Origin of the sequence: Blastococcus sp. TF02-09, from assembly GCF_003319105.1 — a bacterium.
Classification (GTDB): Bacteria; Actinomycetota; Actinomycetes; order Mycobacteriales; family Geodermatophilaceae; genus Blastococcus.
In genome coordinates, this window is record NZ_QOHH01000015.1 from 1 (window position 1) to 23,775 (window position 23,775).

General features: G+C 72.9%; 22 protein-coding genes and 2 pseudogenes. 11 read left to right on the forward strand and 13 right to left on the reverse strand.

What is annotated here, in order from left to right; translation table 11 throughout:
* Nucleotides 1–152 precede the first annotated feature (152 nt).
* From DQ239_RS18485 to DQ239_RS18500, 4 genes are all read right to left on the reverse strand, one after another.
* Nucleotides 153–992, reverse strand: coding sequence for a glycerophosphodiester phosphodiesterase family protein (locus DQ239_RS18485; RefSeq protein WP_113835891.1), 840 nt, complete (start codon nucleotides 990–992; stop codon nucleotides 153–155).
* A 92-nt stretch (nucleotides 993–1,084) separates the two neighbouring features.
* The gene (locus tag DQ239_RS18490; RefSeq protein ID WP_113835957.1) at nucleotides 1,085–2,056 is read right to left on the reverse strand and encodes a glucosyl-3-phosphoglycerate synthase; all 972 of its coding nucleotides are present in this window, start codon (nucleotides 2,054–2,056) and stop codon (nucleotides 1,085–1,087) included.
* Between the two features lie 105 nt (nucleotides 2,057–2,161).
* Nucleotides 2,162–2,617, reverse strand: coding sequence for a DUF5313 family protein (locus DQ239_RS18495; protein WP_113835892.1), 456 nt, complete (start codon nucleotides 2,615–2,617; stop codon nucleotides 2,162–2,164).
* Nucleotides 2,614–3,084 carry a MarR family transcriptional regulator gene (locus tag DQ239_RS18500; protein ID WP_113835893.1) on the reverse strand — a complete coding sequence of 157 codons (471 nt, stop codon included), beginning with the start codon at nucleotides 3,082–3,084 and terminating at the stop codon, nucleotides 2,614–2,616. The genes DQ239_RS18495 and DQ239_RS18500 overlap by 4 nt, the downstream gene beginning before the upstream one ends.
* Nucleotides 3,085–3,214: 130 nt before the next feature.
* Here DQ239_RS18500 and DQ239_RS18505 point away from each other — a divergent pair, with 130 nt between their 5' ends.
* Complete coding sequence (locus DQ239_RS18505; RefSeq protein WP_113835894.1) at nucleotides 3,215–4,162, forward strand: intradiol ring-cleavage dioxygenase; 948 nt, start codon at nucleotides 3,215–3,217, stop codon at nucleotides 4,160–4,162.
* On the opposite strand, the gene DQ239_RS21070 is transcribed toward DQ239_RS18505, so the two are convergent.
* Entirely contained in the window at nucleotides 4,152–5,117 is a 966-nt protein-coding gene (locus DQ239_RS21070; protein WP_233489489.1) for a hypothetical protein, read from the reverse strand. The two genes, DQ239_RS18505 and DQ239_RS21070, sit on opposite strands and share 11 nt — an antisense overlap.
* A 90-nt stretch (nucleotides 5,118–5,207) precedes the next feature.
* On the opposite strand from DQ239_RS21070, the gene DQ239_RS21075 reads away from it, so the two are divergent.
* A complete protein-coding gene (locus DQ239_RS21075) occupies nucleotides 5,208–5,408 on the forward strand; it encodes a hypothetical protein (protein WP_233489490.1) in 201 nt (66 codons plus the stop codon).
* An 81-nt stretch (nucleotides 5,409–5,489) separates the two neighbouring features.
* A complete protein-coding gene (locus tag DQ239_RS21080) occupies nucleotides 5,490–6,008 on the forward strand; it encodes a hypothetical protein (RefSeq protein WP_233489491.1) in 519 nt (172 codons plus the stop codon).
* Between the two features lie 5 nt (nucleotides 6,009–6,013).
* Here the strand turns inward: DQ239_RS21080 and DQ239_RS21085 are convergent.
* The 4 genes and pseudogenes from DQ239_RS21085 to DQ239_RS18525 form a co-directional block, all read right to left on the reverse strand.
* Nucleotides 6,014–6,316, reverse strand: a pseudogene (locus DQ239_RS21085) (phage holin family protein); the annotation flags it as partial.
* Nucleotides 6,313–6,933, reverse strand: coding sequence for a VTT domain-containing protein (locus tag DQ239_RS18515; RefSeq protein ID WP_113835958.1), 621 nt, complete (start codon nucleotides 6,931–6,933; stop codon nucleotides 6,313–6,315). The gene DQ239_RS18515 and the pseudogene DQ239_RS21085, both read right to left, overlap by 4 nt.
* On the reverse strand, nucleotides 6,930–7,739 hold the full coding sequence (locus tag DQ239_RS18520) for an MBL fold metallo-hydrolase (protein WP_233489481.1): 810 nt from the start codon (nucleotides 7,737–7,739) through the stop codon (nucleotides 6,930–6,932). Before DQ239_RS18520 ends, DQ239_RS18515 begins: the two co-directional genes overlap by 4 nt.
* Before the next feature lie 98 nt (nucleotides 7,740–7,837).
* Nucleotides 7,838–9,733: a GGDEF domain-containing phosphodiesterase gene (locus tag DQ239_RS18525; protein WP_113835896.1), complete on the reverse strand. Its 1,896-nt coding sequence runs from the start codon at nucleotides 9,731–9,733 to the stop codon at nucleotides 7,838–7,840.
* A 388-nt stretch (nucleotides 9,734–10,121) separates the two neighbouring features.
* Here DQ239_RS18525 and DQ239_RS18530 point away from each other — a divergent pair, with 388 nt between their 5' ends.
* The 3 genes from DQ239_RS18530 to DQ239_RS21230 all read left to right on the forward strand — a co-directional run bounded on the left by DQ239_RS18530 (nucleotide 10,122) and on the right by DQ239_RS21230 (nucleotide 11,707).
* Nucleotides 10,122–10,640: a GNAT family N-acetyltransferase gene (locus DQ239_RS18530; protein WP_113835897.1), complete on the forward strand. Its 519-nt coding sequence runs from the start codon at nucleotides 10,122–10,124 to the stop codon at nucleotides 10,638–10,640.
* A gap of 121 nt (nucleotides 10,641–10,761) precedes the next feature.
* Nucleotides 10,762–11,376, forward strand: a complete 615-nt coding sequence (locus DQ239_RS18535; RefSeq protein ID WP_113835898.1) for a TasA family protein — start codon at nucleotides 10,762–10,764, stop codon at nucleotides 11,374–11,376.
* A 202-nt stretch (nucleotides 11,377–11,578) separates the two neighbouring features.
* Nucleotides 11,579–11,707, forward strand: coding sequence for a hypothetical protein (locus DQ239_RS21230; RefSeq protein WP_255411261.1), 129 nt, complete (start codon nucleotides 11,579–11,581; stop codon nucleotides 11,705–11,707).
* 121 nt (nucleotides 11,708–11,828) lie between these two features.
* Here the strand turns inward: DQ239_RS21230 and DQ239_RS18540 are convergent, their stop codons facing one another.
* The 3 genes from DQ239_RS18540 to DQ239_RS18545 all read right to left on the reverse strand — a co-directional run bounded on the left by DQ239_RS18540 (nucleotide 11,829) and on the right by DQ239_RS18545 (nucleotide 13,822).
* Nucleotides 11,829–12,677 carry a Fic family protein gene (locus DQ239_RS18540; RefSeq protein WP_113835899.1) on the reverse strand — a complete coding sequence of 283 codons (849 nt, stop codon included), beginning with the start codon at nucleotides 12,675–12,677 and terminating at the stop codon, nucleotides 11,829–11,831.
* Nucleotides 12,674–12,832, reverse strand: coding sequence for a hypothetical protein (locus tag DQ239_RS20490; RefSeq protein WP_158544896.1), 159 nt, complete (start codon nucleotides 12,830–12,832; stop codon nucleotides 12,674–12,676). The genes DQ239_RS18540 and DQ239_RS20490 overlap by 4 nt, the downstream gene beginning before the upstream one ends.
* Nucleotides 12,833–13,006: 174 nt before the next feature.
* On the reverse strand, nucleotides 13,007–13,822 hold the full coding sequence (locus tag DQ239_RS18545) for an SGNH/GDSL hydrolase family protein (protein WP_158544897.1): 816 nt from the start codon (nucleotides 13,820–13,822) through the stop codon (nucleotides 13,007–13,009).
* 116 nt (nucleotides 13,823–13,938) lie between these two features.
* Here DQ239_RS18545 and fdh point away from each other — a divergent pair.
* From fdh to DQ239_RS18575, 5 genes and pseudogenes are all read left to right on the forward strand, one after another.
* Nucleotides 13,939–17,241: pseudogene (gene fdh / locus DQ239_RS18555) on the forward strand (formate dehydrogenase).
* Nucleotides 17,238–18,305, forward strand: a complete 1,068-nt coding sequence (locus DQ239_RS18560) for a 4Fe-4S dicluster domain-containing protein (RefSeq protein ID WP_113835903.1) — start codon at nucleotides 17,238–17,240, stop codon at nucleotides 18,303–18,305. The pseudogene fdh and the gene DQ239_RS18560 overlap by 4 nt, the downstream one beginning before the upstream one ends.
* Complete coding sequence (nrfD, locus tag DQ239_RS18565) at nucleotides 18,302–19,363, forward strand: NrfD/PsrC family molybdoenzyme membrane anchor subunit (protein WP_113835904.1); 1,062 nt, start codon at nucleotides 18,302–18,304, stop codon at nucleotides 19,361–19,363. Before DQ239_RS18560 ends, nrfD begins: the two co-directional genes overlap by 4 nt.
* A 121-nt stretch (nucleotides 19,364–19,484) precedes the next feature.
* On the forward strand, nucleotides 19,485–20,216 hold the full coding sequence (locus DQ239_RS18570; RefSeq protein WP_113835905.1) for a hypothetical protein: 732 nt from the start codon (nucleotides 19,485–19,487) through the stop codon (nucleotides 20,214–20,216).
* 34 nt (nucleotides 20,217–20,250) lie between these two features.
* Nucleotides 20,251–21,036 carry a hypothetical protein gene (locus tag DQ239_RS18575; RefSeq protein WP_113835906.1) on the forward strand — a complete coding sequence of 262 codons (786 nt, stop codon included), beginning with the start codon at nucleotides 20,251–20,253 and terminating at the stop codon, nucleotides 21,034–21,036.
* A gap of 3 nt (nucleotides 21,037–21,039) precedes the next feature.
* Here the strand turns inward: DQ239_RS18575 and DQ239_RS18580 are convergent, their stop codons facing one another.
* Nucleotides 21,040–23,769 (reverse strand): ATP-binding protein, encoded by a 2,730-nt coding sequence (locus DQ239_RS18580; RefSeq protein WP_113835907.1) that lies wholly within the window; start codon nucleotides 23,767–23,769, stop codon nucleotides 21,040–21,042.
* Nucleotides 23,770–23,775 lie beyond the last annotated feature (6 nt).

Below are 23,775 nucleotides of genomic sequence, written 5' to 3' on the forward strand. Positions count from 1 at the left end.
GCATCGCCGCCAAGCTCAACGGGCGACCCCGCAAGACCCTGGGCTTCAAGACCCCAGCCGAGGTCCTCGCCCGACTACTCTCCGAACATCAACAAGCCGGTGTTGCGACGACCAGTTAAATCCGCCGGCTGCTTTTCCGCGGAAAAGCGGGGTCAGGAGGCGGCGGCGTCGCGGCCGAGGCGGCGCAGCATCTCGTCGGGCCGGTCGGTGATCACGGCGTCCACGCCGAGCTCGCGCACCAGGTCCATGTCGGCGGGGCGGTTGACCGTCCACACGTGCACCTGCTTGCCCGCCGCGTGCGCGTCGGCCACGAAGTCCGGGTCGGCGCGGATGATCCCGATCCCGGGGCCGACCGCCATCGCGTTGCCGAGCAGCACCTCCCGCCGCAGCGGCCGCAGCCGCTTGCCGATCAGCTGCACCGTGGGCACGCCCGGCGCGAGGTCGGCCATCCGGCGGACGGCGAGCTGGGAGAAGCTCATCATCCGGACGGCGGGCCGCCCGGCCCACTCGACGGGGCGCCCGTCGGTGAGCAGCCCGTACCGGCGCAGGCACTCGACCAGCGCCTCCTCGACCTTGCGGGTGTGCCGGGTCGGGTGCTTGGTCTCGATGGCCAGGCGCAGCGAGCCCGGCGAGGCGGTGATGTAGTCGAGCAGCCGGTCCAGCGTGAGCACCAGCCCGTTCTCGACGTCGGGCTCGTCGGTCACCGACACGATCTCGTCGTCGGCCCACGGGGTGCGGCCCCGCGGACGGCGCGGGCCGAACTGGTACTGCTCCAGCTCGGCGAGGTGCAGGGCGGAGACGACGCCGCGCCCGTTGGAGGTGCGCCGGATCTGCCGGTCGTGCACGCAGACCAGCACGCCGTCCCGGGTGAGCCGGACGTCGCACTCGACGGCGTCGGCACCGACCGCGGCCGCCTGGCGGTAGGCGGCCATCGTGTGCTCGGGCGCCTCGGCGGTGGCGCCGCGGTGGGCGACGACCTCGACGGCGGTCAACGGGGCGGGGCGGGACGAGCGACGAGCACGGGTCGATCCTGCCCCGAGCCCCGGCGGGCGCGCGACAGGGATCGCCGTCGGCAGCGAATCGGTCAGCCGGCGAGGTCGGCCGCGCGCGCCCGGTACTCGGGCACGGTGGCCATGGGCGGCCGCTCGTCGAGGGCGACGGCGGTGCTGCGCGGGACGAACCCGGTGCCGTCGTGGCGGAACTGGGTGAGCAGCCCACCTGCAACGGGCGAGGCGGCGCGGGCGAGCGCGGTGGCGACCACCTGCCCGGCCATCACCCCGAGGGCCTCCTGGCTCTGCGAGCTGTGCCGGCGGACGCCGAGGTCGACCTGGGCGAGCCCGCCGAGCCCGACCAGCTCCAGCAGGTCGATCAGCAGCCCGATCTCCACGCCGTAGGCCCCGGCGAAGGGCACCTGCTCCAGCACCGACCGGCGCCCGGCGTACTCACCGCCCAGCGGCTGCACGACGCCGGCCAGCTCGGGCCACAGCGCGTTGAGCAGGGGTCGGGCGGTCAGCTCGGTGACCCGGCCGCCACCGGAGGGGACGGTCACGCCGTCGATCTCCAGCGGCCGGGTGTAGCAGCCCTTCACGTACTGCACCTGCGGGTCGGTGAGCAGCGGTCCGAGCAGCCCGGGCACGTAGTGGCTGACGTCGCCGGTGAGGTCGGAGTCGAGGAAGACGACGACGTCGCCGGTGGTGGCGGCCAGCGACTTCCACAGCGCCTCGCCCTTGCCCGGCCGGCTGCCGTGCGCCGGCAGCACGTCGGAGGCGGCGACGACGTCGGCCCCCGCGGCGCGGGCCACCTCGGCGGTGGCGTCGGTGGAGTCGGAGTCGACGACGAGCAGCTCGTCGACCAGGTGCACGCGGTGCATCCAGCGCTCGACGACGTCGGCCACCAGCAGGCCCACCGTCTCCTGCTCGTCGCGGGCCGGCAGGACGACGCTCACGCTGGTGCCGCTGCGCCGCTTGGCCGCGATCAGCCCGTCGACGTCGATCGCGTCGAGGGAGCGGGCGGTGGTGGTCCGGCCGGAGAACCAGGCCCGGGCGTCGGGTCGCATCGCCACACTGTCGACCACGCGGGGGCTGCTCACCACCGTGCTGTGAGGGTGTTCACCCGGCCGTTCCGGTCCCGTCAGCCCGGCGTCACCGGCCCGGCGCGCGGGCTAGCGGCCCTGGCGTTCGCGGTAGCGGGCCGCCCGCTTGGCCGCGGCGGCCCGCCGGCGGACGCTGTCCTCGGCCTCGCGCACCCGGGCGGCCTCCTCGCGGACGGTCGTCGCCGTGCCCACCGGGTAGCCGGCCTGCTTGACCCGGTGCTCGGCGGCCTCGGGCATGTAGGCGACGGAGTAGAACATGCCGAGCAGCAGCCCCCCGAGCGCCGCCATCCCGCGGATCCAGAACTCGCCGGGCAGGAAGATCAGCACCGCGCCGATCGGCACCATCATCTGCACGAACGCCCGGGCCATGTGCCGCAGCACCCAGGTGCGGGTGGTGGTGTCGTGCAGCACCCAGGCGCTGTACCGCCGGGGCAGCCGTCCGCCGAGCGCGTACCAGAGCCAGCGCAGCGGGTCGGGACGGCGGAGCGTCGTCGGCTCGCCGCCGGCGGGCTGCTGCTCGGTCACCGTGCGTCTCCGTCCTGCAGGGCGCGCCGGGAGGCGCCGATCAGCTGGGTCAGTGCGGCGTGCAGGGCGGTGAGCTCGTCGAGGTCCATGTCCAGCCGCCCCACGATGCCCGCGGGGATGCGCTCGGCCCGGGCCCGGAGCGCCCGCCCCTCGTCGGTCAGCGCGATGGCCAGCAACCGCTCGTCCCGGGGATCGCGGTCCCGCCGGACGAACCCCGAGGCCTCCAGCCGCTTGACCAGCGGGGAGAGGGTTCCGGGGTCGAGCTGCAGCAGCTCGCTCAGGCGCTTCACCGACAGCGGCCCGTGCTGCCAGAGCGCCAGCATGACCAGGTACTGCGGGTGGGTCAGGCCCATCGGCTCGAGGAAGGACCGGTAGACGGCGACCACGTTGCGGGCGGCGACGGAGAGCGCGAAGCAGACCTGGTCCTCCAGCTGAAGGGTGCCGGGGGCCTCCGTGGTGCTGCTCATGGGTCCATCGTAGGCATCGATTGGGGCACCAATCGTCCGCAGCGCTCACAGGGAACGTGCGGCTGCCGTCCAGCTGCACGACGGGGTGGCGCTCCTACGGTCGCCCGCAGCCGACTTCGAGGAGCACCGCATGAACCGCATCCCCCGGCCCGGCGCCGGATCGACGTACGAGGGGCGCCCGCTGCCGCGGCCGGAGGAGGAGGTGGTCGATCAGGGCCTGCGCTTCGACGTCGAGACGCTGCTGAGCCGTCGGCGTCTGCTGGCCGTGCTGGGCATCGGCACCGCGACGGTGGGGCTGGCCGCCTGCGGGGGTGGCTCGAGCACCGCGGCGTCCTCGTCGTCCGCGTCGTCCTCGTCGACCGCGGCGTCCGCGGCGGCCGGCGAGATCCCCGACGAGACCGCCGGCCCCTATCCGGGCGATGGCTCCAACGGCCCGAACGTGCTGGACCAGAGCGGCATCGTGCGCAGCGACATCCGGTCCAGCTTCGGCGAGATGAGCGGCACCGCCGAGGGCGTGCCGATGACCCTGGAGCTCACCGTCGCCGACCTGGCCAATGGCGGGGTGCCGTTCGCGGGGGTCGCCGTCTACGTCTGGCACTGCACCCGCGAGGGCGGCTACTCGCTGTACTCCGACGGGATCACCGACCAGAACTTCCTGCGCGGCGTCCAGGTCGCCGACTCGGCCGGCAAGGTCTCGTTCACCAGCAACTTCCCGGCCTGCTACGACGGGCGGTGGCCGCACATCCACTTCGAGGTCTATCCCGACCAGGCGAGCATCACCGACTCGACGGCCGCGATCGCCACCTCGCAGGTCGCGCTGCCGAAGGACGTCTGCGACACCGTCTACGCGCAGGAGGGCTACGAGGCGTCGGTGTCCAACCTGTCCCAGGTGAGCCTGACCAGCGACAACGTCTTCGGCGACGACGGGGGTGCCAGCCAGCTGGCCACGGTGACCGGCGACGTGACGAACGGCTACACCGTCTCGCTGCCGGTGCGCATCGACACCACCACGACGCCGACCGGCGGCGGGATGGGCGGCCCCGGGGGTGGGCAGCCGCCGAGCCGGCCTACGTCCTGACGACGCCGGGAGCCGGCCGAGAGACCCTCGCCAGCGCGGTGGGGCTCTGCTCGCCGACGGCGGCGCCCTCGCCGGTGGGTTCGGGATGGCCCAGGTCGGTGAGCCAGCCGCGCAGCACCCGGTGCAGGTGCTCGGCGCCGACGACCGTCCCGGGCGGTGCCCAGGCGGCGGGATGGGCGAGGAAGCCGCGCTGCTGCGGCCCGCCGAGCCCGCCGTGCGAGCCCACGTGCGGCTCGAAGGCCGACGCCTCGTCGGTATCCGGGTCGTAGCGGCTGTTGATCACCAGGTCGGGGCAGTGCGGAAAGGTCGAGGTCCGGGCGACGAGGGCGGCCGCGTGCTCGCCGTAGGGCAGCAGCGGATCGGTGCCCAGCACCACGCCCGAGCGCAGCCGGTGCACGCCGTCGGAACCCAGGACGACGGGGCCGAACTCGGCGGAGTGCACCAGCACGAAGCCGACGCCGGCGTGGTCGACCAGCCCGGGGAGCAGGTGCGGCCAGCGCTGCTCGATCTCCTCCAGCGACGCGCGCCCCGGGATGCCCGGGAACGACACCGACGCGGCGTGCCCGGAGACCGCGCAGACGACGCCGGGCGCGACCTGGGGCACCGCCGACTCGCCGGGTGCCAGGGGCGCGGTGTGCCGGGAGGCGGCCTCCTCGGCGCGCTGCCGCAGCCGGCGGGCGATCGGCCCGCTGCCCTCGGCCATGCCCGCCCCGACCTGCCAGCCCTCGGTGGCCCGCCGGCTGTCCTTGGGGCCGGAGAGGTGGCGCTGCCGGCCCTCGACCGGGTGCCCGCACAGCGAGCCGACCAGCTCCTCGACGGAGTAGCCGAAGCGGTCGGCGAACGCCCAGCCCTGCGTCTGCCCGTGGTCGGAGAGCAGCACCAGCTCGTACGGCCGCGGGGCCAGGGCGCTCGCGCGGTGCAGCCGGCCGATCTGCTGGTCGATGCTGCGCAGCACCCCGAGGGTGTCGAAGCGCTCGATGCGGAGTGGTGGGACACCTCGTCGTAGCCCAGGAAGTCGGCGTAGACCACGGGGCGCCCGGCGAGCATGTCCTCCAGCAGCGCCGAGACGACGACGTCGCGCGCGAGCACCGTCGTCCCCGCGCGGGCCAGCGGGTACAGCCCGCCGCGCGGCACCCGCGGCCGGACGTCGGCGCGCCGCTGCCGGGAGGCGGCGGACAGCTCGCGGGCGACGTCCATCAGCGCGACGCCCAAGGTGCGGACGGCGTTGCCCGGGTTGGCGAAGTAGGCGTAGTAGCCGGCCCCCACGCGTTCGCGGTGCCGACGCCGCCGCCGCGACCCCGCCGGCACGACGTAGGACAGCGAGCTCATGGTGAGGCTGACGAAGCGGGCGTCGCCGGTGAACAGGTTGCCCCGGCCGGCGCCGTCGCCGGCGAGCAGGCCGCGCCCGTCGGAGTGCCGGCGCTCGATCTCGGCGGCGTCCCGGGGGTTGGACACCTGGACCAGCCGGTCGGTCTCCTTCTCGTACCAGCGGAAGGCGGGGACGTCGAAGTTCGAGCCGTGCAGGATCCCGCAGACGCTGGCGCCGGTCTGCGAGCTCCAGTCGGTGTGCCACGAGGTGAGCGTGTGGCTGCCCGACCGCAGCCAGGCCGCGAGCGTCGGCATCGAGCCGTCCCGCACGGCGCGGCGGGCGGTGTCGTGGCCCAGGCCGTCGATCTGCAGGAACAGCACGCCCGGCGGGAGCGGTTCGGCCGACGCGGTGACCGGCGCGCGGCGGCGGGCCCGGCGGAAGAAGATCTCGTCCTCGTCGACGGCGAGCAGGCTGTTGATGACGCCGGACACCCCGGCCATGGCCACGGCCACCACGACCGTCGTCGCGAAGCTGTAGACCTCGACGCCGGGGATCACGTCGAAGACGACGAGCACGCCGGCCCCGAGCAGCAGGAACCCGCCGATGCCGAGGGTGAAGAAGGCCAGCGGCAGCGCGACGCGGAGGACGAGCGGCCAGACGCCGGCGCTGAGCAGCCCCAGCAGCAGGGCGGCCACCGGTGGCTGCCACCACGAGCGCATGGCGAAGCCGTCCAGCCACCGGTCGAGGGCGATCAGGGCGCCGGTGGCCAGGGCCCAGGTGAGCAGGATGCGAGCGAGGGTCCGGCCGGCCCGCAGGACGCGCCCCCCGCCGGAGGGCGCGGTCACCGGGTCTCGCAGTGCTCGGGGTCCGGCTCGGCGTCCGGGGCCCGGCGGCGGCGGGCGGCGACGAGGTTGAGCACCGCGCCGACCACCAGCACGAGCACGGTGGCGAGGAGGACGGCGATCAGCGGGGAGTCGAAGATGCCGCCGCTGGCCACCCCGAGCAGCGCGTAGGCCACCGCCCACAGCAGCGCGGCGACGAACTGGGCGGGCACGAGCCGTCGCCACGGGTAGCTGAGGGCCCCCGCGGCCAGGAGCACCGGGATCCGCCCCGCGGGCAGCAGCCGGCCGGCGACGATGATCTGCCAGCCGTGCTGCCGGAACTGCCGGCGCACCTCCTCGAGCCGCTCGGTGTGCTGGCCGCGCGCCACCCAGCGCACCGCGGCCGGCCCGCCGGACCGGCAGACGGCGAAGGTGACCAGGTCGCCGAGCAGCGCGGCGAGCGTGGCGAGCGCCAGCACGGTGGGCAGCCCGAGCTCGTCGCTGCTGGTGGCGAAGGCCGCCGCGGCGCCGACGACCGCGCCGGTGGGCACGACCGGCACGACCGAGCCGAGCAGGACGCCGCCGAACAGCAGCGGATAGCCGACCGACGACGCCTCGACGGCGGCGTCCAGGCCGCTCACGGCGTCACCCACGGCTGCAGGGGCACCGGCTCGCCGGGCCGGGCGACGACGACGTCGGTGGGCAGCCCGCGGGCGGCCACCGCGCGGGCGAAGGTGAGCGGTGGCTCGACCAGCAGCCGGCGCATGCGGGCGCGCAGCGGAGTGGGCAGCCGGGTGGTACCGGCGGGCGCGAGCGTTCCCCAGTGCACCGGGACGGCGGTCCGCGGGCGCAGCCGGGCCACCGCCTCGGCGGCCTGCACCGGGTCGAGGTGGCCGGGGCCCAGGTCGATGCCCCACCCCCACACCGGCAGCACGGCGACGTCGAGGCCGCGCTCGCCGAGCAGGTGCATGCCGTCGTGCAGGGCGGTGTCGCCGCTGACGTACACCGTGCTGCCCCCGCCCTCGAGCAGGTGGCCCACCGCGCAGGCGTCCGGGCCGCCGGTGAAGCGCGGGCCCCAGCGGTGGCCGCTGTGCTCGGCGTGCACGGCGGTGATGCGCAGCGCGCCGTCGGCCAGCGTCTCGCCGGGCGCGAGCTCCTCGACGCGGCGGAACCCGCGCCGGCGCAGCCACCTCCCGGCACCGCGGGGGACGACGAAGCGGACGCCGGCGGGCAGCATCCGGAGCGAGCGCAGGTGCAGGTGGTCGGCGTGCAGGTGGCTGAGCAGGACGACGTCGACCCCTGCCCACAGCGCCGGATCGGGCACCGGCACCACGCGGCGCAGCGGGCCGACCGAGGCGGTGAGCAGGGGATCGGTCAGCACGGTGCGCCCGGCCAGCTCGACGCGCACCGTCGAGTGGCCGAGGAAGTGCAGCCCGGGTCTGCCCACCTGCCCAGTATTCGGGGCGACGGGGACGGAACACATGCGTGCGCGCCCCGAACGGGGGTGATCCCTGACGAGAACCGGGGCGAACCCCGAGCTCCGGGTCAGCGGACCGGCGGCGCCGGGTCCAGCGCGTCGGCGGCGAGCACGATGCCGCGGGCGAGCGCCTCGGCCTCGAGCGGGCGGCAGAGCAGGAAGCCCTGCAGGTAGCGGTGCCCCATGTCCCGCAGCAGCGTGAGGGTGGCGGCGGTGTTGACGCCCTCGACGATGACCGGCAGGCCGAGGCTCGAGCCGAGCTGCAGCACCGCCCGGCACATGGCGCGGCGGGCCGGGTCGTGCTCGACGTCGGCGAGGAAGTACTGATCCATCTTGAGGACGTCGACGGGCATGCCGACCAGGTAGGCCAGCGACGACCACCCGGTGCCGAAGTCGTCGACGGCGATGCGGACGCCCAGGCCGCGCAGGGCGGCGAGGTCGTCGATGACGTGGGCGTCGTCGAGCAGCACCGACTCGGTGATCTCGACGAGCAGGCGGGAGGGGTGCAGGGCGCTGTCGGCGAGCGCGGCCAGGACGTCGGGGACCAGCTCGCCGCTGCGCACCTGGCGGGCGGAGACGTTGACGGCGACGTTGAGCGCCTCGGTGCCGGGGCCGCCGCCGTCCAGTGCGGCGACGGTGCGGCACGCCTGGCCCAGCACCCAGCGGCCGACGTCGGTGATGAGCGCGGTCTCCTCGAGCAGCGGCACGAACTCGACGGGGGAGACCTCGCCGAACGCGGGGTGCCGCCAGCGCAGCAGGGCCTCGACCGTGACGGTGCGGTGCAGGACGGCGTCGACGACGGGCTGGAAGACCAGCCGCAGCTCGCCGCGGGCCAGGGCGCCGTCGAGGTCGGCGCGCAGGGCGGTGCGCCGGTCCTGCTCGGTGCGCAGCGCGTCGTCGTACCGGTGGACGGCGCCGGCGCCGGCGCGGTGGGCGCTGCGCAGGGCGAGGTCGGCGCGGCGCAGGGCCTCGCCGGGGTCGACGTCGGCCGACAGCTGGCTGACGCCGGCCGCCGCGGTGACCGGAAGGGTGCCGGTGGGGGTGGTGAGCGGGCCGACGGTGGCGATGAGGCGCTCGGCCACGGCCTCGGCGTCGGCGACGCTGCCCTGCACGAGGACGACGAAGTCGCCGTCGGAGCTGCGGGCCAGCCAGTCCTCACCGCGCAGGACGCGGGAGATGCGGGAGCTGAGCGCGCGCAGCACGGTCGCCTCCTCGCCGGGGGAGAGGACCTCGCTGCAGAGGACGCCGACGACCGCCATGGCGTAGGAGCGGTTGCGCGGGCCGCGCTGCACCGCGCCCAGGCGGCGCATGAGTGCCGTGCGGTTGGGCAGGCCGGTGACGGCGTCGGTGAGGGAGAGCTCGAGGGGCTCGGAGTCGGCGCCGGGGGCAGGGGCGCTCGGGCTCACGTCGCGGCAGTGCAGGACGAGCGCACCGATGTCGGGGTCGGCGCGCAGGTCGCGCACGGTGGTCTGGACCAGGCGCCACCCGCCGTCGGCGGAGCGGATCCGGGCGGTACGGACGGCGGCCTGGCCATCGCCGTCCAGGGGCCCGGCCAGACCGGAGCGGTCGTCGGGGTGGACGGTGTCGAAGACGTGCACGCCGACCAGGTCGGTGACGCCGAGGCCGAGCAACGAGCCGGCGGCCTCGGAGGCAAAGGTGATGCGGAGGGAGTCGTCGAGGATCACGACCGGGTCGACGCTGCTGCGCACGAGGGTGCGCAACGAGTCCTGGCTGCGGCGCAGGGCGCCGGAGAGCCGGTGCTGGCGCTGCCAGAGGGCGACCTGGAGGGTCAGGAGGGCGAGCAGGCCGCCGGTGGCGACGACGACGCCGTCGGGGGCGCCGATAGCAAGCAGAACGGTGACCAGCGCGGTAACGGTCAGGGCGGCGGCGAGCACGCCGAAGCCGGCGAGGCGCCCGTGGCGGGGCACGGCCGGGGACGGCTCCTGGCCGGGCGCGTAGCTCACCCCGTTGTCATCGGGAGCGGTGTGGTCGGGCTGCAGGGGGCAGGAGGGGCGCTCACCCGATGGAGGCAGTGCAGCCGTGGGCGTGACCTCCGGTCACGGTTTCTCGTTGGCCCCTGGCTGGTTCGGTGGCGCGCGATAAGAGCGCCTACGTCGTACAGGGAGGGCTCGGGCCGTGGTGAGCGACAAGGTCACGTGGGAGACGTGTCCGGCGTGCGAGGGCGCAGTGGCGCTCGGCTGGGTGGAGCACACGGTCACGGAGATCGATTGCGCAGCCGGATGCGAGCTGACCGACACGCACCGGGAGTCCGTCCGGCACTCCGCCACGCCGCCCGCCTGAGCCGTCGTCGCCCAGCACCCGGTTCCGGGCCGGGGCCTAGGGTTGCCCGCCGTGACCACCCCGCCCGTGCCGCGCATCCGCCCGGCCATCCCGGACGACGCCGCGGCGATCGCCGGCATCTACGCGCACTACGTCGAGCACAGCGTCGCCACGTTCGACCTGACGGCGCCCGACGTGGCCTTCTGGACGGCGAAGGTCGCGGACCTCGCCGGCGCCGGGTGGCCGTTCCTGGTCGCCGCCGACGAGGGCGGGATCGCCGGGTTCGCCTACGTGGCGCCGTGGCGGGTGAAGCCGGCCTACCGGCAGACCGTCGAAGACACCATCTATCTGGCGCCCGGGCGGACCGGCCGCGGCATCGGCCGCGCGCTGCTGGGTGCGCTGCTCGATGCGGCGCGCGCGGCCGGGGCGCGCCAGGTGATCGCGGTGGTCGCCGACGGCGGGGACGAGTCGTCGGTCCGGCTGCACGGTGCCTGCGGCTTCGTCGAGGCCGGGCGGCTGCGCGCGGTCGGGTTCAAGCACGGCCGGTGGCTGGACACCCTGCTGCTGCAGGCGGATCTGACCGACGCCTGACAAACCCCGGATCTTGCGGGTTCCTTGCGGAACCCTCGGGCTGCGCGTGCGGATCGGGCTCCATCGTCGAGGGCGACACAGGAGTGGAACGGCCGCTCCGTCAGCCCGGAGGAGTCCGAGCATGAGCACCACCACCAGCACCACCGGTCGGCGCAGCGCCGGCCGGGTGGTCGGTTCGATCGTCGTGGTCGGGGCGGCGGCGGCCGTCGCCGGCATGGGGACGTTCGGCTCGTTCACCGACAGCACCTCGGCGGTCGACGCCGCTGTGGACACCGGTGTCATGAACATCGACGTCACGTACGGCGGCACGACCGTGCCGGTTCCGGTCAGCACCGTCAACCTGCTGCCGGGGGACAAGGTCGCGGCTCCGCTGGACCTGCGCAACGCCGGCGACGTCGACCTGTCGTCGCTCACGCTCGACTCCTACGCCGTCGCCTCCAGCCTGCTGGACACCGACAGGGTGAACGGGCTGCAGCTGCGGCTCGAGTCCTGCGACTCGGCGTGGGTCCGCTCCGGTGCGGACTACTCCTGCGCCGGCGGGGCCGTGCCGCTCTACGCGGGTCCCGTGGTGGCCAAGAAGGAGCTGACGGGGCTGCGCAGCCAGACGGCCGGGAGCACCGACCGCCTGCTGGCCACCGTCTCCTTCCCGACCACCGGCGGTGACCTGATGCAGAACCAGCGCAGCTCGCTGGAGTTCGTCTTCACCGCTGCGCAGCGCGCCGGCGGCGCCCGCTGACCTGCGGGGAGCGCCGGTTGGGGGACAGGCGCTCCCCGCACACTCGCCAACCGTTCCCATCGGGGTGACCACGGGGTGCCCCGATGGGAACGGTGACGAGTCAGGTGCGGTCTGCACCTCGCGTCACATCCGCACCAGCCGCCGGGCGCGTCGCTCGCGGGAGCAATAACTTCGCCCCTTGCGAACGACGAAGGGGGTAGCCGTGGAGCAGGAACTGCAGCATCCGCCGGCCGAGGCCGTGCGCCGCTACCTCTCGATCGGCTTCTGGCTGATGGCCGCCGGCGCGGCCGCCGCCCTGGGGCTCGACCTGGACGGCGACGTCCTGGCTTGAGCCGCTACGACACAGAAGTCGTGGCCATTCGGGGCCCACGGTGGTTCGCCGGTATCCACTCGAATGTCTCGCTGCCAGAGGGTCTCGTAGGGCGCGTGAAGCGCCCCCTTTCGGCGAACTGTCAGTCGATCAGCGCTTCAGCTGAATCTGGTGCCACCATGGGCATCGATGTGATGACCAGCGGAAGGCGAGCGACTTCACGGCCAGCCACGCGGACGCGGACCCAGGAGCGCCCTTCGTCCCAGGCGTCGAGGGTGAGCTCCTGCCTGACCGTGATGGCCTGCACGCCACGACGGTGGTACGGATGCCCCGTCGCCGGTGGGGCAATGTCGAACCGGATGACGCCACCCTCGTCTCGAATCGCAGCAGTGGGGACAGGGCCGTCGGACAACAGGTCGATCTCGATCGTCCGGCTACGACCCACGTCACGCGGGCTCCGCAGCAGCCGGAGGACGACGTTCAACACTTCTGTGGCGGGCAGCTCAGCTTGGTTGATGCCAGACAACCCGACGAATTGGCCGTGCCACGGCTGCGCACCGCCGTGCCACTCGACGCGGTAGATCAGGTGGGCGTAATCGAGCCGGCCGCCTTCGGGCTCAACGTGCAGCTCCAGCCACTCCTCTGCGCGAGGTAGCGAGAGGAGGTCCTTGGCCACGGCGAGGACGAACGCTTCCGCCACGACGGGGGCGATGTCCTCGAGCATCGGCACGCTGTTGAGCTCCAGGAACACCTCGGCCGCCGCCCACGCGGTGCGCTTGTTGCCATCCTGAAAGCCCTGCGTTGACGACAGCCCATGTAGCAGGGCCGCTGCCTTGCTCAAGAGCGTGGGGAACGTCTCGACGTCGCCGAAGCCGGACTGGGCGCGGCCTACGGCGGCGTCAACCAAGCCCAAGTCTCGGACGCCGCCCTGCGCCCCGGTGACGACCGCGTTGAGCAGGACGACCTGCTGGGTCGTGAGGTAGCGCGTCATTCCGCCAGGCGGCGGAACAGCTCTTCCCGGCGTTGGGCGATTTCGCGGCCGAGACTCAGCACTTCCTCGTCGGTCACGGGCCGGTCCACGTCGACCGTGGAGGAGGCGCTGGCCGACCTACTGGTCTCGCCGTCGCGCATCGTCTGCCTGGCCATGCGAAGAAGCCTACGCACGATTGGGCGATACGGCCCCTGGCTCGCCCTTGCGGGTTACATAGCCGAGCCTCAGCGATGCTCTCGGGCGGCGAGCCTGAGGGGTGGTGTTGACCCGCGGCGACGCCTTTGGCCGTGGCGGCAGCTGCGACGTTGGCGGCACCCGGAAGGCCTCCCTTACGGCGGGCCTGCGTCGGTCGCCGCGGCCGGGGTGGCTGCGTCACTGAGCAGTTCTCGAACGAAGGGCTCGATCTGGTCGGCGAGGTAGGCGTGCCCGGCGTCGTTGGGGCTGATCAAATCAGGGCCGATCAGGCCGACGTCGTCGAAAAACCAACGCTCGGCGAGGGGGTCGACGAAAGTCACGCCAGCCGCCAGGGCGGCCTGACGGACGGCGTCACGCACCGGTGGCAGCTCCGGCGGCACGGCCGCATCGGTCCACGCCGGCCCGATGACCAGCAGCTGAGTGCCGGGCGCGTTCGCCCGGATGATGTCGAACGTGCGCGTCGCAGCAGCGGTGATGTCCGCTTGGGGCGCCTGGAAGTCGTTCCGGCTGCCGAAGACGATGGTGATGTCGGCGTCGGGCTCGGGTTGTTGCGCCGCGATGGCCTCGTAGGTGAGGCCGCCGAAGATGGACCCCGCCACGTAGCCGGTGTCGATGGCGCCGTGCGGCTCCGTCGCCTGCGCACCGAGCCGCTGGCTCACCAGGGCCGGCCAGCCGGTGGGCCCGAGGCCGCCCAGCTGGGTGCCGACGACGTACCGGTCGCCATAGAAGGCGAGCACCGGCGCATCTGCGGCGGCGGGGGAGGGAGCCGTCGTGCCGCCCGCGTCGGGAGGGGCCTCGAACTCCGGGATGTTGCGGTTGCTCGCGTACCAGGCCGCGAGACCGACGCCGATCGCCGTCACCAGCAGGAGAGCTGCGATGACGAGCCCCTCGGCGCGGCTGGGTAGCGGCAGGCTCCGGAAGAAGCCCGGCCGTTCCGGTGCTCGCGCCACGTCCGGGAAGGTACCGCCCGCTACGGCGCGCCGCCGCGCCGACGCGATCCGCATCCGGTGACGGTGTCGGCCCGTCCGACGAGCCGGACGGCGTCGCGGGTGGCAGAGTTCGCACGGTGAAGACCTGGCTCGACAGCTGGCCGGTGTACCGGCAGCTCACCGGTCCCGATCCGTTCGGGCGTGGCAAGGCCGCGCGCAGCAAGGGCACCGAGGCGACGGTGTCCCGCACCGCGACCGCCGACCGCGTCGTGAAGAGCGTCTGCCCGTACTGCGCCGTCGGCTGTTCGCAGAACGTCTACGTGAAGGACGAGAAGGTCGTCCAGATCGAGGGCAACCCGGACTCGCCGATCAACCGGGGCCGGCTGTGCCCCAAGGGCAGCGCCAGCAAGCAGCTGGTCACCAGCCCGACCCGGGTCACCACGGTCAAGTACCGCCGTCCGTACGGGACGGAATGGGAGGACCTGGACCTCGACACGGCCATGGAGATGATCGCCGACCGCGTCCTGGAGGCCCGGCGCAAGGGCTGGCAGGAGACCGCCGGATCGGCCGACGACCGGCGCCGGGTCAACCGGACCATGGGGATAGCGAGCCTCGGAGGGGCGACCCTCGACAACGAGGAGAACTACCTCATGAAGAAGCTCTACAGCGCCATGGGCGCTATCCAGATCGAGAACCAGGCGCGCATATAGCACTCCGCCACGGTGCCCGGTCTGGGTGCCTCGTTCGGTCGTGGCGGTGCCACGAACTTCCTGGAAGACCTGGCGAACTCCGACTGCATCGTCATCGAGGGTTCGAACATGGCCGAGTGCCACCCGGTGGGTTTCCAGTGGGTCGGTGAGGCCAAGGCGCGCGGCGCCAAGATCGTGCACATCGACCCGCGGTTCACCCGCACCAGCGCGATCGCCGACCTGCACGTGCCGCTGCGCATCGGCACCGACATCGCGTTCCTCGGCGGGCTGATCAACTACGTCCTCACCAACGAGCTGTACTTCAAGGAGTACGTCGCCGCGTACACCAACGCCGCGGCGCTGGTGGGCGAGGAGTTCGTCGACTCCGAGGACCTCGACGGCCTGTTCTCCGGCTTCGACCCCGAGCACCGGGTGTACGACGAGTCCAGCTGGCAGTACGAGCCGGAGGAGCCGCCGCACTCGGGCTCCGACCACCCGGAGGAGGCCGCGCAGCAGGAGAGCGCCGAGCAGCACCCCGACGTCAAGAAGTCCGACCGGGCCCAGGCGGCCGGCAGCGGCGGTCCGCCGATCGCGGCCAAGCCCAAGCGCGACGAGACGTTGCAGCACCCGCGCTCGGTGTTCCAGATCCTCAAGCGGCACTACGCCCGCTACACCCCGGAGATGGTGTCCGAGGTGTGCGGCGTCGAGCCGGAGGTGTTCGAGCAGGTCGCGAAGTGGGTCACCGAGAACAGCAACCGCGACCGGACGACGGCGTGGGTGTACTCGGTGGGCTGGACGCAGCACAGCGTGGGCGCGCAGTACATCCGCACCTGCTCGATCCTGCAGGCGCTGCTGGGCAACATCGGCCGGCCGGGCGGCGGGATCATGGCGCTGCGCGGGCACGCCAGCATCCAGGGCTCCACCGACGTCCCGACGCTGTTCAATCTGCTGCCCGGCTACCTGCCGATGCCGCACGCCTTGCAGCACCAGAGCCTCGACCAGTACGTGGCCGACGCCGCCGGCAAGGCCGGCTTCTGGGGCAACAAGCGCAACTACATGGTCAGCCTGCTCAAGGCCTGGTGGGGTGAGCACGCGACGGCGGAGAACGACTTCTGCTTCGACTACCTGCCCAAGATCGACGGCGACCACAGCTCGTACCAGACGATCGCGGCGATGATCCGCGGCGAGGTGTCGGGCTACTTCCTCGTCGGCGAGAACCCGGGCGTCGGGCACCCCAACAGCCGGATGAACCGGTTCGGGCTGGCCAACCTCGACTGGCTGGTCGTCCGCGACCTCCAGATGATCGAGTCGGCGACCTTCTGGAAGGAGGGCCCGGAGCACGAGACCGGGGAGCTCGCCCCGGAATCGATCGGCACCGAGGTCTTCTTCATGCCGGCGGCCACGCACGTGGAGAAGGACGGCACGTTCACGCAGACCCAGCGCGTGCTGCAGTGGCGGGACAAGGCGGTGGAGCCGCCGGACGACGCCCGCAGCGACCTGTGGTTCTACTTCCACCTCGGCCGGATCCTGCGCGAGCGGCTGGCGGGCTCGGACGACCCGCGGGACCGTCCGCTGCTCGACCTGACGTGGGACTACCCGACGCACGGCGAGACGCAGGACCCCGACGCCTCCTCGGTGCTGCGCGAGATCAACGGCACCGGCCCGGACGGCCGGGCGCTGTCGTCCTACCTGCAGATGAAGGACGACGGCTCGACGACGGGCGGCTGCTGGATCTACTGCGGCGTCTACGCAGACGAGGTCAACCAGGCGCGGCGGCGGAAGCCCGGCAAGGAGCAGGGCCCGGTCGCCTCCGAGTGGGGCTGGGCCTGGCCGCTCAACCGCCGGATGCTCTACAACCGCGCCTCGGCCGACCCCGACGGCAAGCCGTGGAGCGAGCGGAAGAAGTACGTGTGGTGGGACGAGGACGCCGGTGAGTGGACCGGCCTCGACATCCCCGACTTCGAGAAGAACAAGCGGCCGGACTACGTGCCGCCGGACGGCGCGAAGGCGCAGGACGCGTTGGCCGGCAACGACCCGTTCGTCATGCAGGGCGACGGCAAGGCATGGCTGTTCGCGCCGGCCGGCGTGGTCGACGGCCCGCTGCCCACGCACTACGAGCCGCTCGAGTCGGTGGTCGAGAACGGCCTATACAAGCAGCAGGCCAACCCGACCGTCGAGAAGATCGACGGCCCGTGGAACCGGGCGAACCCGGCGCGCAGCGACGTCTTCCCGTTCCAGGTGACCACCTACCGGCTGACCGAGCACCACACGGCCGGCGGGATGAGCCGCACGCTGCCCTACCTCGCCGAGCTCCAGCCGGAGTTCTTCGTCGAGGTGAGCCCCGAGCTGGCGAAGCTCCGCGGGCTGGCGAACAACGAGTACGCGACGCTGGTCAGCGCCCGCACCGCGGTGGAGGCCAAGGTGCTGGTGACCGAGCGGATGCGGCCGATCCGGCTGCGCGACGGCACCGTCGTCCACCAGATCGGCATGCCGTACCACTGGTCCTACGCCGGCATCTCCACCGGAGACGCGGCCAACGACCTGCTCGGCATCGTGATGGACCCCAACACGCACATCCAGGAGTCGAAGGTGAGCTCCTGCGACATCATCGCCGGGCGGCGTCCGCGCGGACCCGAGCTGCTCGAGTTCGTCGAGGGCTACCGGCAGCGGGCCGGCGTGGAGTCGGGCAAGGTCGGCCTCAACGGCCGCGACCCGGTGGCCGCCGAGGCCGGAGAGGGCTCGAACCTGTGACGACGATCAGCTCGGCGAGCGCGGCCTTCACCGGCCGCGATCCCGGCAACCGGCTGTACGGCCCGGTGCCCGACGTGACCGAGCAGGCGGGTTACGTCGAGGAGCACCCCAAGCGGGTCGGCTTCTTCACCGACACCTCGGTCTGCATCGGCTGCAAGGCCTGCGAGGTGGCGTGCAAGGAGTGGAACACGCTGCCGATGGACGACTCGCACGGCGTGCGGGACGCCATCGGGCTGTCGGGCATGTCGTTCGACAACACCGGGCAGCTCGGCGCCAACTCGTGGCGGCACGTGGCCTTCATCGAGCAGAGCCGCACCGTCGACCTGCCGATGCCGACGTTCGGCCGCCCCGGTGACGACCGGCACGACCACGGCCCGTCGGTGGCCGGCTCGGGGGACCACGACAGCCTGGCCACGGCACAGCAGAGCAGCGTGCTCAACGCCGAGGCGCTGAGCGAGTTCGATCCGCAGACCGGCCAGAGCGGGGCCGACAAGCAGGTGCGGTGGCTCATGAGCTCCGACGTCTGCAAGCACTGCACGCACGCCGGCTGCCTCGACGTCTGCCCCACCGGAGCGCTGTTCCGCACCGAGTTCGGCACCGTGGTGGTGCAGGGCGACATCTGCAACGGCTGCGGCTACTGCGTCGCCTCCTGCCCCTACGGCGTCATCGACCAACGCAAGGGCGATGGCCGGGTCTTCAAGTGCACGATGTGCTACGACCGGCTCACCGACGGGCTGATGCCCGCGTGCGCGACTGCCTGCCCCACCCAGTCGATCCAGTTCGGCGACCTGGACGAGCTGCAGGCCCGCGCCGACGCGCGGCTGGCGACGCTGCAGGGGCAGGGCGTGGAGACCGCGCGGCTCTACGGGCGCGACGAGAGCGACGGCGTCGGCGGCGTGGGGGCGTTCTTCCTGCTGCTCGACGAGCCGGAGGTCTACGGGCTGCCCCCGGACCCGATCGTGACCACCCGCGACCTGCCCGCCATGTGGAAGGCGGCCGGCAAGGCCGCCGCGATGATGGTCGGGGTCGCCATGACGGCGATCCTCGGCTCGCGGCGCTCATGACCGGCGGGATCACCACCCCGGGCGCCGGCTGGCGGCAGGCCGACCGCGGGCCGGCGACGCAGCGGACGACCACGAAGCGCCGCAAGCGCGGTGGCGGTCGGGGTCGCGGCGAGGTCTCGATGGTCGACGACGTCGAGTTCACCTCGTACTACGGCCGGCAGATCGTCAAGACGCCGGTGTGGAAGTCGCCCGACGTGCCGCTCTACCTGTTCCTCGGTGGCGCCGCAGGTTCCTCGTCGATCCTGGCGGCGCTGGCCGACCTGACGGACCGTCCGACGCTGACCCGGGTCGGCCGGATCACCGCCGGTGGTGGGGCGATCCTGTCGGTGGTCGCGCTGGTGCACGACCTGGGCCGGCCCGAGCGGTTCCTGCACATGCTGCGGGTGTTCAAGGTGACCTCGCCGCTGTCGGTGGGCACCTACATCCTCTCGCCGTTCAGCGCGGCGGCCGGCGCGACCGCGGCGGTGGAACTGCTGGGCTGGTTCCCGCGGCTCAAGCGGTTCGGGGGAGTGGTGGCCGCGATCTTCGGTGGCCCCCTGGCCACCTACACCGGCGTGCTGCTGGCCAACACGGCCGTGCCGTCGTGGCACGCGGCCCACAAGCAGCTGCCGTTCGTCTTCGGCGGCTCGGCCATGGCGGCCGGCGGCGGGATCTCGATGATCTTCACGCCGGTCGACGAGGCGGGTCCGGCCCGGAAGATGGCCGTCGCGGGCGCGGCGATCGAGCTGGCCGTGGTGAACAAGGTGGAGATCGACCACGGCATCCTCAGCGAGCCGTTCCACGAGGGGCAGCCGGGAAGGCTCATGCGCGCGGCCCGCGCGTGCACCGCGGCGGGGGCGGGACTCACCGTGCTGGCTGGGCGCAACCGGTGGGGAGCGGTTGCGTCAGGAACGCTATTGGCGGCCGGCTCGCTGCTGACCCGGTTCGGCGTCTTCGAGGCCGGCATCGCCAGCACCAAGGACCCGAAGTACGTCGTCGTCCCGCAGCGCGAGCGGCTGGCCGCGAGGGCGGCGAATGAGCTCAACGACCCGGGCGAGGCCCGCTCCATCACTCGCTGACCCACACGGATGGCCCTTGTGCCGTGAATGGGGTACTTGGCGGCGGTTCCCGTGAACCCTGCCCCAGGGGATTCTGGCTGCGGGCGGTCCGGTCCGCGGACGCCAATCGACGGGGACGGGCATGGACCTGCGGGGAATGGCACAGGACGCACGCCGGCTGGGCGCCGGGCTCGGGGCGAAGGCGACCAGCTCTGTGTCGGCGAGCCCGCTGGCCGGCGTGCTCGAACGGCATGGTCTACCGGACGCCCCGGCAGCCAGCGAGTGGGAGCTCTCCATCGGGTCGCTGGTTGCGGGCGCCGGTCGGGTAAACCCTGTCGCACGCCAGGCCCTGGATCTCTTGGACCGGTTCGGTCGCGTGGCCGTCGGGCCAGCATTCGTCGGGCTCGACAATGAGGACATTCCCTGGACAGCGGTCACCGGGCTTCGGGCGGCCACGGTGGCGCAGGTGCTCACCGAGAGCGCGCTCGATCGTGAGATGGACCGGCTGCGGGTAGTGCTCCCCCCGGTGCCGGGTCGCCGCTGGGTGCTGGGTCGGGTCGGTGACGTGGTCGGCAGCCTTCTGGACTGGGTCTTGTCCGACGAGGGGCGGCTGGGCGCCGAAATTGTGACGGCGGTGGACCACAAGAAGCGGCTGGGCCGTGCAACGACGTCCACCGTCGGTTTCTTCGGAGTGCTGCTCCTGACGGCGCTCCCGGACGTAAATCGGTCCATCTGGTCTACGGCCGCGGCTCGGGGCGCTACCGTCCCGCCCGCGCGGGCGCCTTCGTCCGATGCCGCGCCATTGCGAGCCGAGGCAGGGGACCGTCGAGCGGCGCTCGAGCGTCGTCTCACCGGGCTGTTCACTGAGCCCTAACCGGCCCAGGGAGGACAATCACGAGGAGCGTGGCATGCCGGAGTGGCGCGAGAGCTACCCCGAGCCCTCGGGTGACGTCCCCGATCGGGGGCCAGACCAGGCGGGACGACTGGACGGCTCGGAGAACCGCTCCGGGCGCCCGGACTTTCCCGGCGACCACTCGGCGGAGGGCGCGCAACGCGCACTCGGTTGGCTGGCGGTGCGTGATCAGGCCGAGGCTAAGGCGGACTGGTCGCCGGACGAGGTTCTGAACCTGACCCGGCCCGGTGCAGGGTGGGTGGACACCCGGGGCTGCGGGATTCACGACCTGGGCGGGGTCGCCGTGCGGGCTGCCGACGCCCAGCCCCCGCCCGGGGAGTCGGTTCGGCACGAGTGGGCCGAGCGGCAGCTGGCCGACCTGGACCTCGAGGCGTTGCGTAGGACGGGGATCGGCCCCGGCCGGTTCAGCGAGGCGCGGATTACGTGGGTCCCGGTCGACCTCATCGAAGCGACCGATGAGGTCCGAGGGGAGCCGTTCAAGGGCGGCGAGCCCACCAGTGGGTACGCCGCAGAGCTGGCGCGGCTGCACGCGGAACGCGAAGCTCGCTCGACGCTGGGCTCGGTGGATCCACGGCACGTGGGTGATCATCGGATCCGTCTCTGCGAGAACCCGGACACCGGCCTGCTGTCGGTCACCAACGGCCGCCACCGCGTCGAGGCGGCGCGGGAAGCCGGGATCCCCGCCGTGCTCGCCGAGGTGCTCGTCCTGCGTGAGACCGCTACACCTGACGACGGTGAACGGCAGCGCCGGCCGCCCGGCAACGGATGGAAGGCCGGGTGAGGGTCAGGACGGGTCGGTTGTCCGGCCCGCCGCGCGCCGGACGGCCTCGGCCAGCAGAGGTCGATTGTCGGATCCCTCGTCGATGAACGCCTGGTCGCGCACCGAGAGCTGCACCGCCGTGCAGTAGGCCAACGGGACATCACCACCGCTCTCGGCCACCACGACGTCCACGAGCTCGGGGACGGCACTGGACCCCTCGGCCACGGCGACCCGCCACGCGCGAGCAGCTTGGGACCCGATGCGGTCCGCCGCCCGTCCAGCCGCCCGTCGGAGCGTCGGTCGGCAGCCCTCCGTGCACACGGCGGTGCTGCACAGGCGATGGGGGAGCAGTCGAGCCACGTCGCCGCGGTAGCCGGCCATGGCGGCCTGAAGCACACCATCGTCGACCATCCGGCCGCTGTCGATCGAAGGGTCGGGCTGGATCCGCACCAGACCGGGTTCGTCCAGGGCGGGCCACCGGATCACGGCTTCACCGACGAAGAGGCTGGCCGCGGCCCTCCTCAGCGCCTCGTCCGCATCGATGTCGTCGAGCATGAGGGCCCGGTCCGCCGAGCTTTCCATCCGGTGCAGGATGCGGGTGCCGGTGTTCGCGACGGCCACCTCGGCCAGCGCTGACGGGCTCTGCGTGCTGAGCACGAACCCTTCGCCGAGGGCGCGCAGTTCCGCGATCGCCTCGCAGAAGGCCCGCACGGACTCCGCCCGGGCCTGGTCGCCGCTGGCCGCATCGCCGCTGTTCTGGCCGCTGCGCCCGAGCAGGCGGTGCGCTTCCTCGAGAACGGTGACGTGCCGAAGCCGACCGCCGGAGCTACCGCGGGCCTTGGCGGCGGCGCGCACCCGTTCGAGCACGAAGGCCGCCAGCACGGCGCGTTCGTCGACGTCGGCGATCTCGTTCAACTCGATGACGACGGGGGCGCGGAGCAGCTCGTCGAAGTCGACGGACTCGACGGTGTCCAACATCTTGCCGCGTCCCCCCTGGAGGAGGCTCTCCAACCGGACCTGGAATGCGAGGCCGATGTTCCGAGCCTCGCCCTGGTAGCCGATGTCGTCGAACACCTGGCGGAAGGAGCGGAGGAGGTCGCGCAGCGTCGGTGGCCGGATGCCGTCCTCGAGCACGGTGTCCTCATCCCACCCGGCAGCTGCGTAGGTGTGCGTCAGCGCCTGGGACAGGATCTGCGGCAGCGGGGGTGGCAGGGGCAGGGCGAGCTTCAGCGCCGCCAGCACCCCGCCCATGTGGACCTCGCAGCGCACGCCGGCCGGTGGGGCGAGCGGGTTGAGACGCAGCGGGGCGATGTTTTCGTTGCCCAGGGTCAGCACCCGCAGTCCCCCCAGGTCGGGGTGGCCGAGCATCGACCGGTACTCGGTGAGCACGGACTCCACGACGAGGAAAGGGATCCGGTGGTCGCGCCACAGCCCCAGGAGTAGGTGGAGCACCGTGCTGGTCTTCCCCGACCCTGGCGCGCCGACGACGAGGGTGTGCCGGTTCACCGCGGTCAGCGGCAGGACGACGTCGTCCCCCGTGGCACCGCGGTGGAGCGCGGCCCCGAGGCGCACGCCGTCGACTGGCGGGTCGTGGCGCACGGCGGCCCGGTGGGAGGCCGAGCGGCGGGCGCGGGCCAACCCGGGCACCCCGGCGTGGTCGGGCACCGGCAGCACGAGGAGCCCGCCGGCATCTTCTTCTGAGAAGAAGTGCGGCATTCGTTCGAGTGCGATCGGCGCCTGCTCGGGTGGGAGGTGCCAGACCGGGTGCCGCCCCCGAGGCAGGACCAGACCCAGGGTCGAGGTTTGCCACGCCTCGAAGTGGTCGACGTCGTCGACCAGGGTGAAGCGCGATGCGGTGTCGGACGCAACTATGTCCGAGCCCCCGGTGACGACGGCGCCAATCTGGGCGGCCAGACGGCGCACGTCGTCGGGAGAGCTGGCGATGCCGATCCGGGCGAGCAGGCCCTGGCGCCCCGGGAACCGACTCCAAGCCTCGACGACGTCCCGGGCTGCGGCATCGGCCGGGGTGGAGGTGGCGTTGCCGAAGAAGTCGTAGCCCTGCTGCGGCTCGGACAGGTGCCGGGTGAGCGTCAGGACGTGGTCGACGGCCAGCCGCTCGCGCTCGGTGAGGGCGGTGGGCACGAGCGCAATGCTGAGAAATCCAGGCGAGGTTGCCCGGGTGAGGACGTGCGGCAGCGTCGGCCACGCCGCTCCGTCCCCACCTAGCGGATGGACCAGGTAGTAGTAGTCGGCCAGCCCCGGGGGGACGAATGGGCCGGGGCTGCGCACTTCTTCGACTCGTTGAATCTCGGCCCAGGCGTCGATGTCGGAGGGCAAGTTTCGCTGGAGCGGCCCAAACTGGTAGCCCGCCGGGAATTGGTCGACGACGGTGTGCAGCAGGTGGCCCGCCCACTGCCGAGCGCTGTCCATGCTCCGACCAGCTGCGCGGGCGACGAGCAGCACGCGTAACTGCCCGACGGGGTCCCCCCACACATAGCGGAGCTCCAAGCTGCCGGCGTTGGTCCACGGCTGGAGGCTGCGGACGACGCGTCCGGCCAGCTGGCGGTGCTCGCGCGCCGTCGCTGCGGGGTCAGCGCTCTCGGGAAGACCGGGTGCGGCGATCAGCTCGGCGACCGCCGCGCCCCAACTGTGCTCGGGGGCTTCGAGTAAGGCGCCGTCACCGACCCACACCGGCGGGCGGTCCGGCCATTCCAGGCCGGCGATGCTGGCGGCGCGCTCCGCGGGCAGGCTCACGAGACA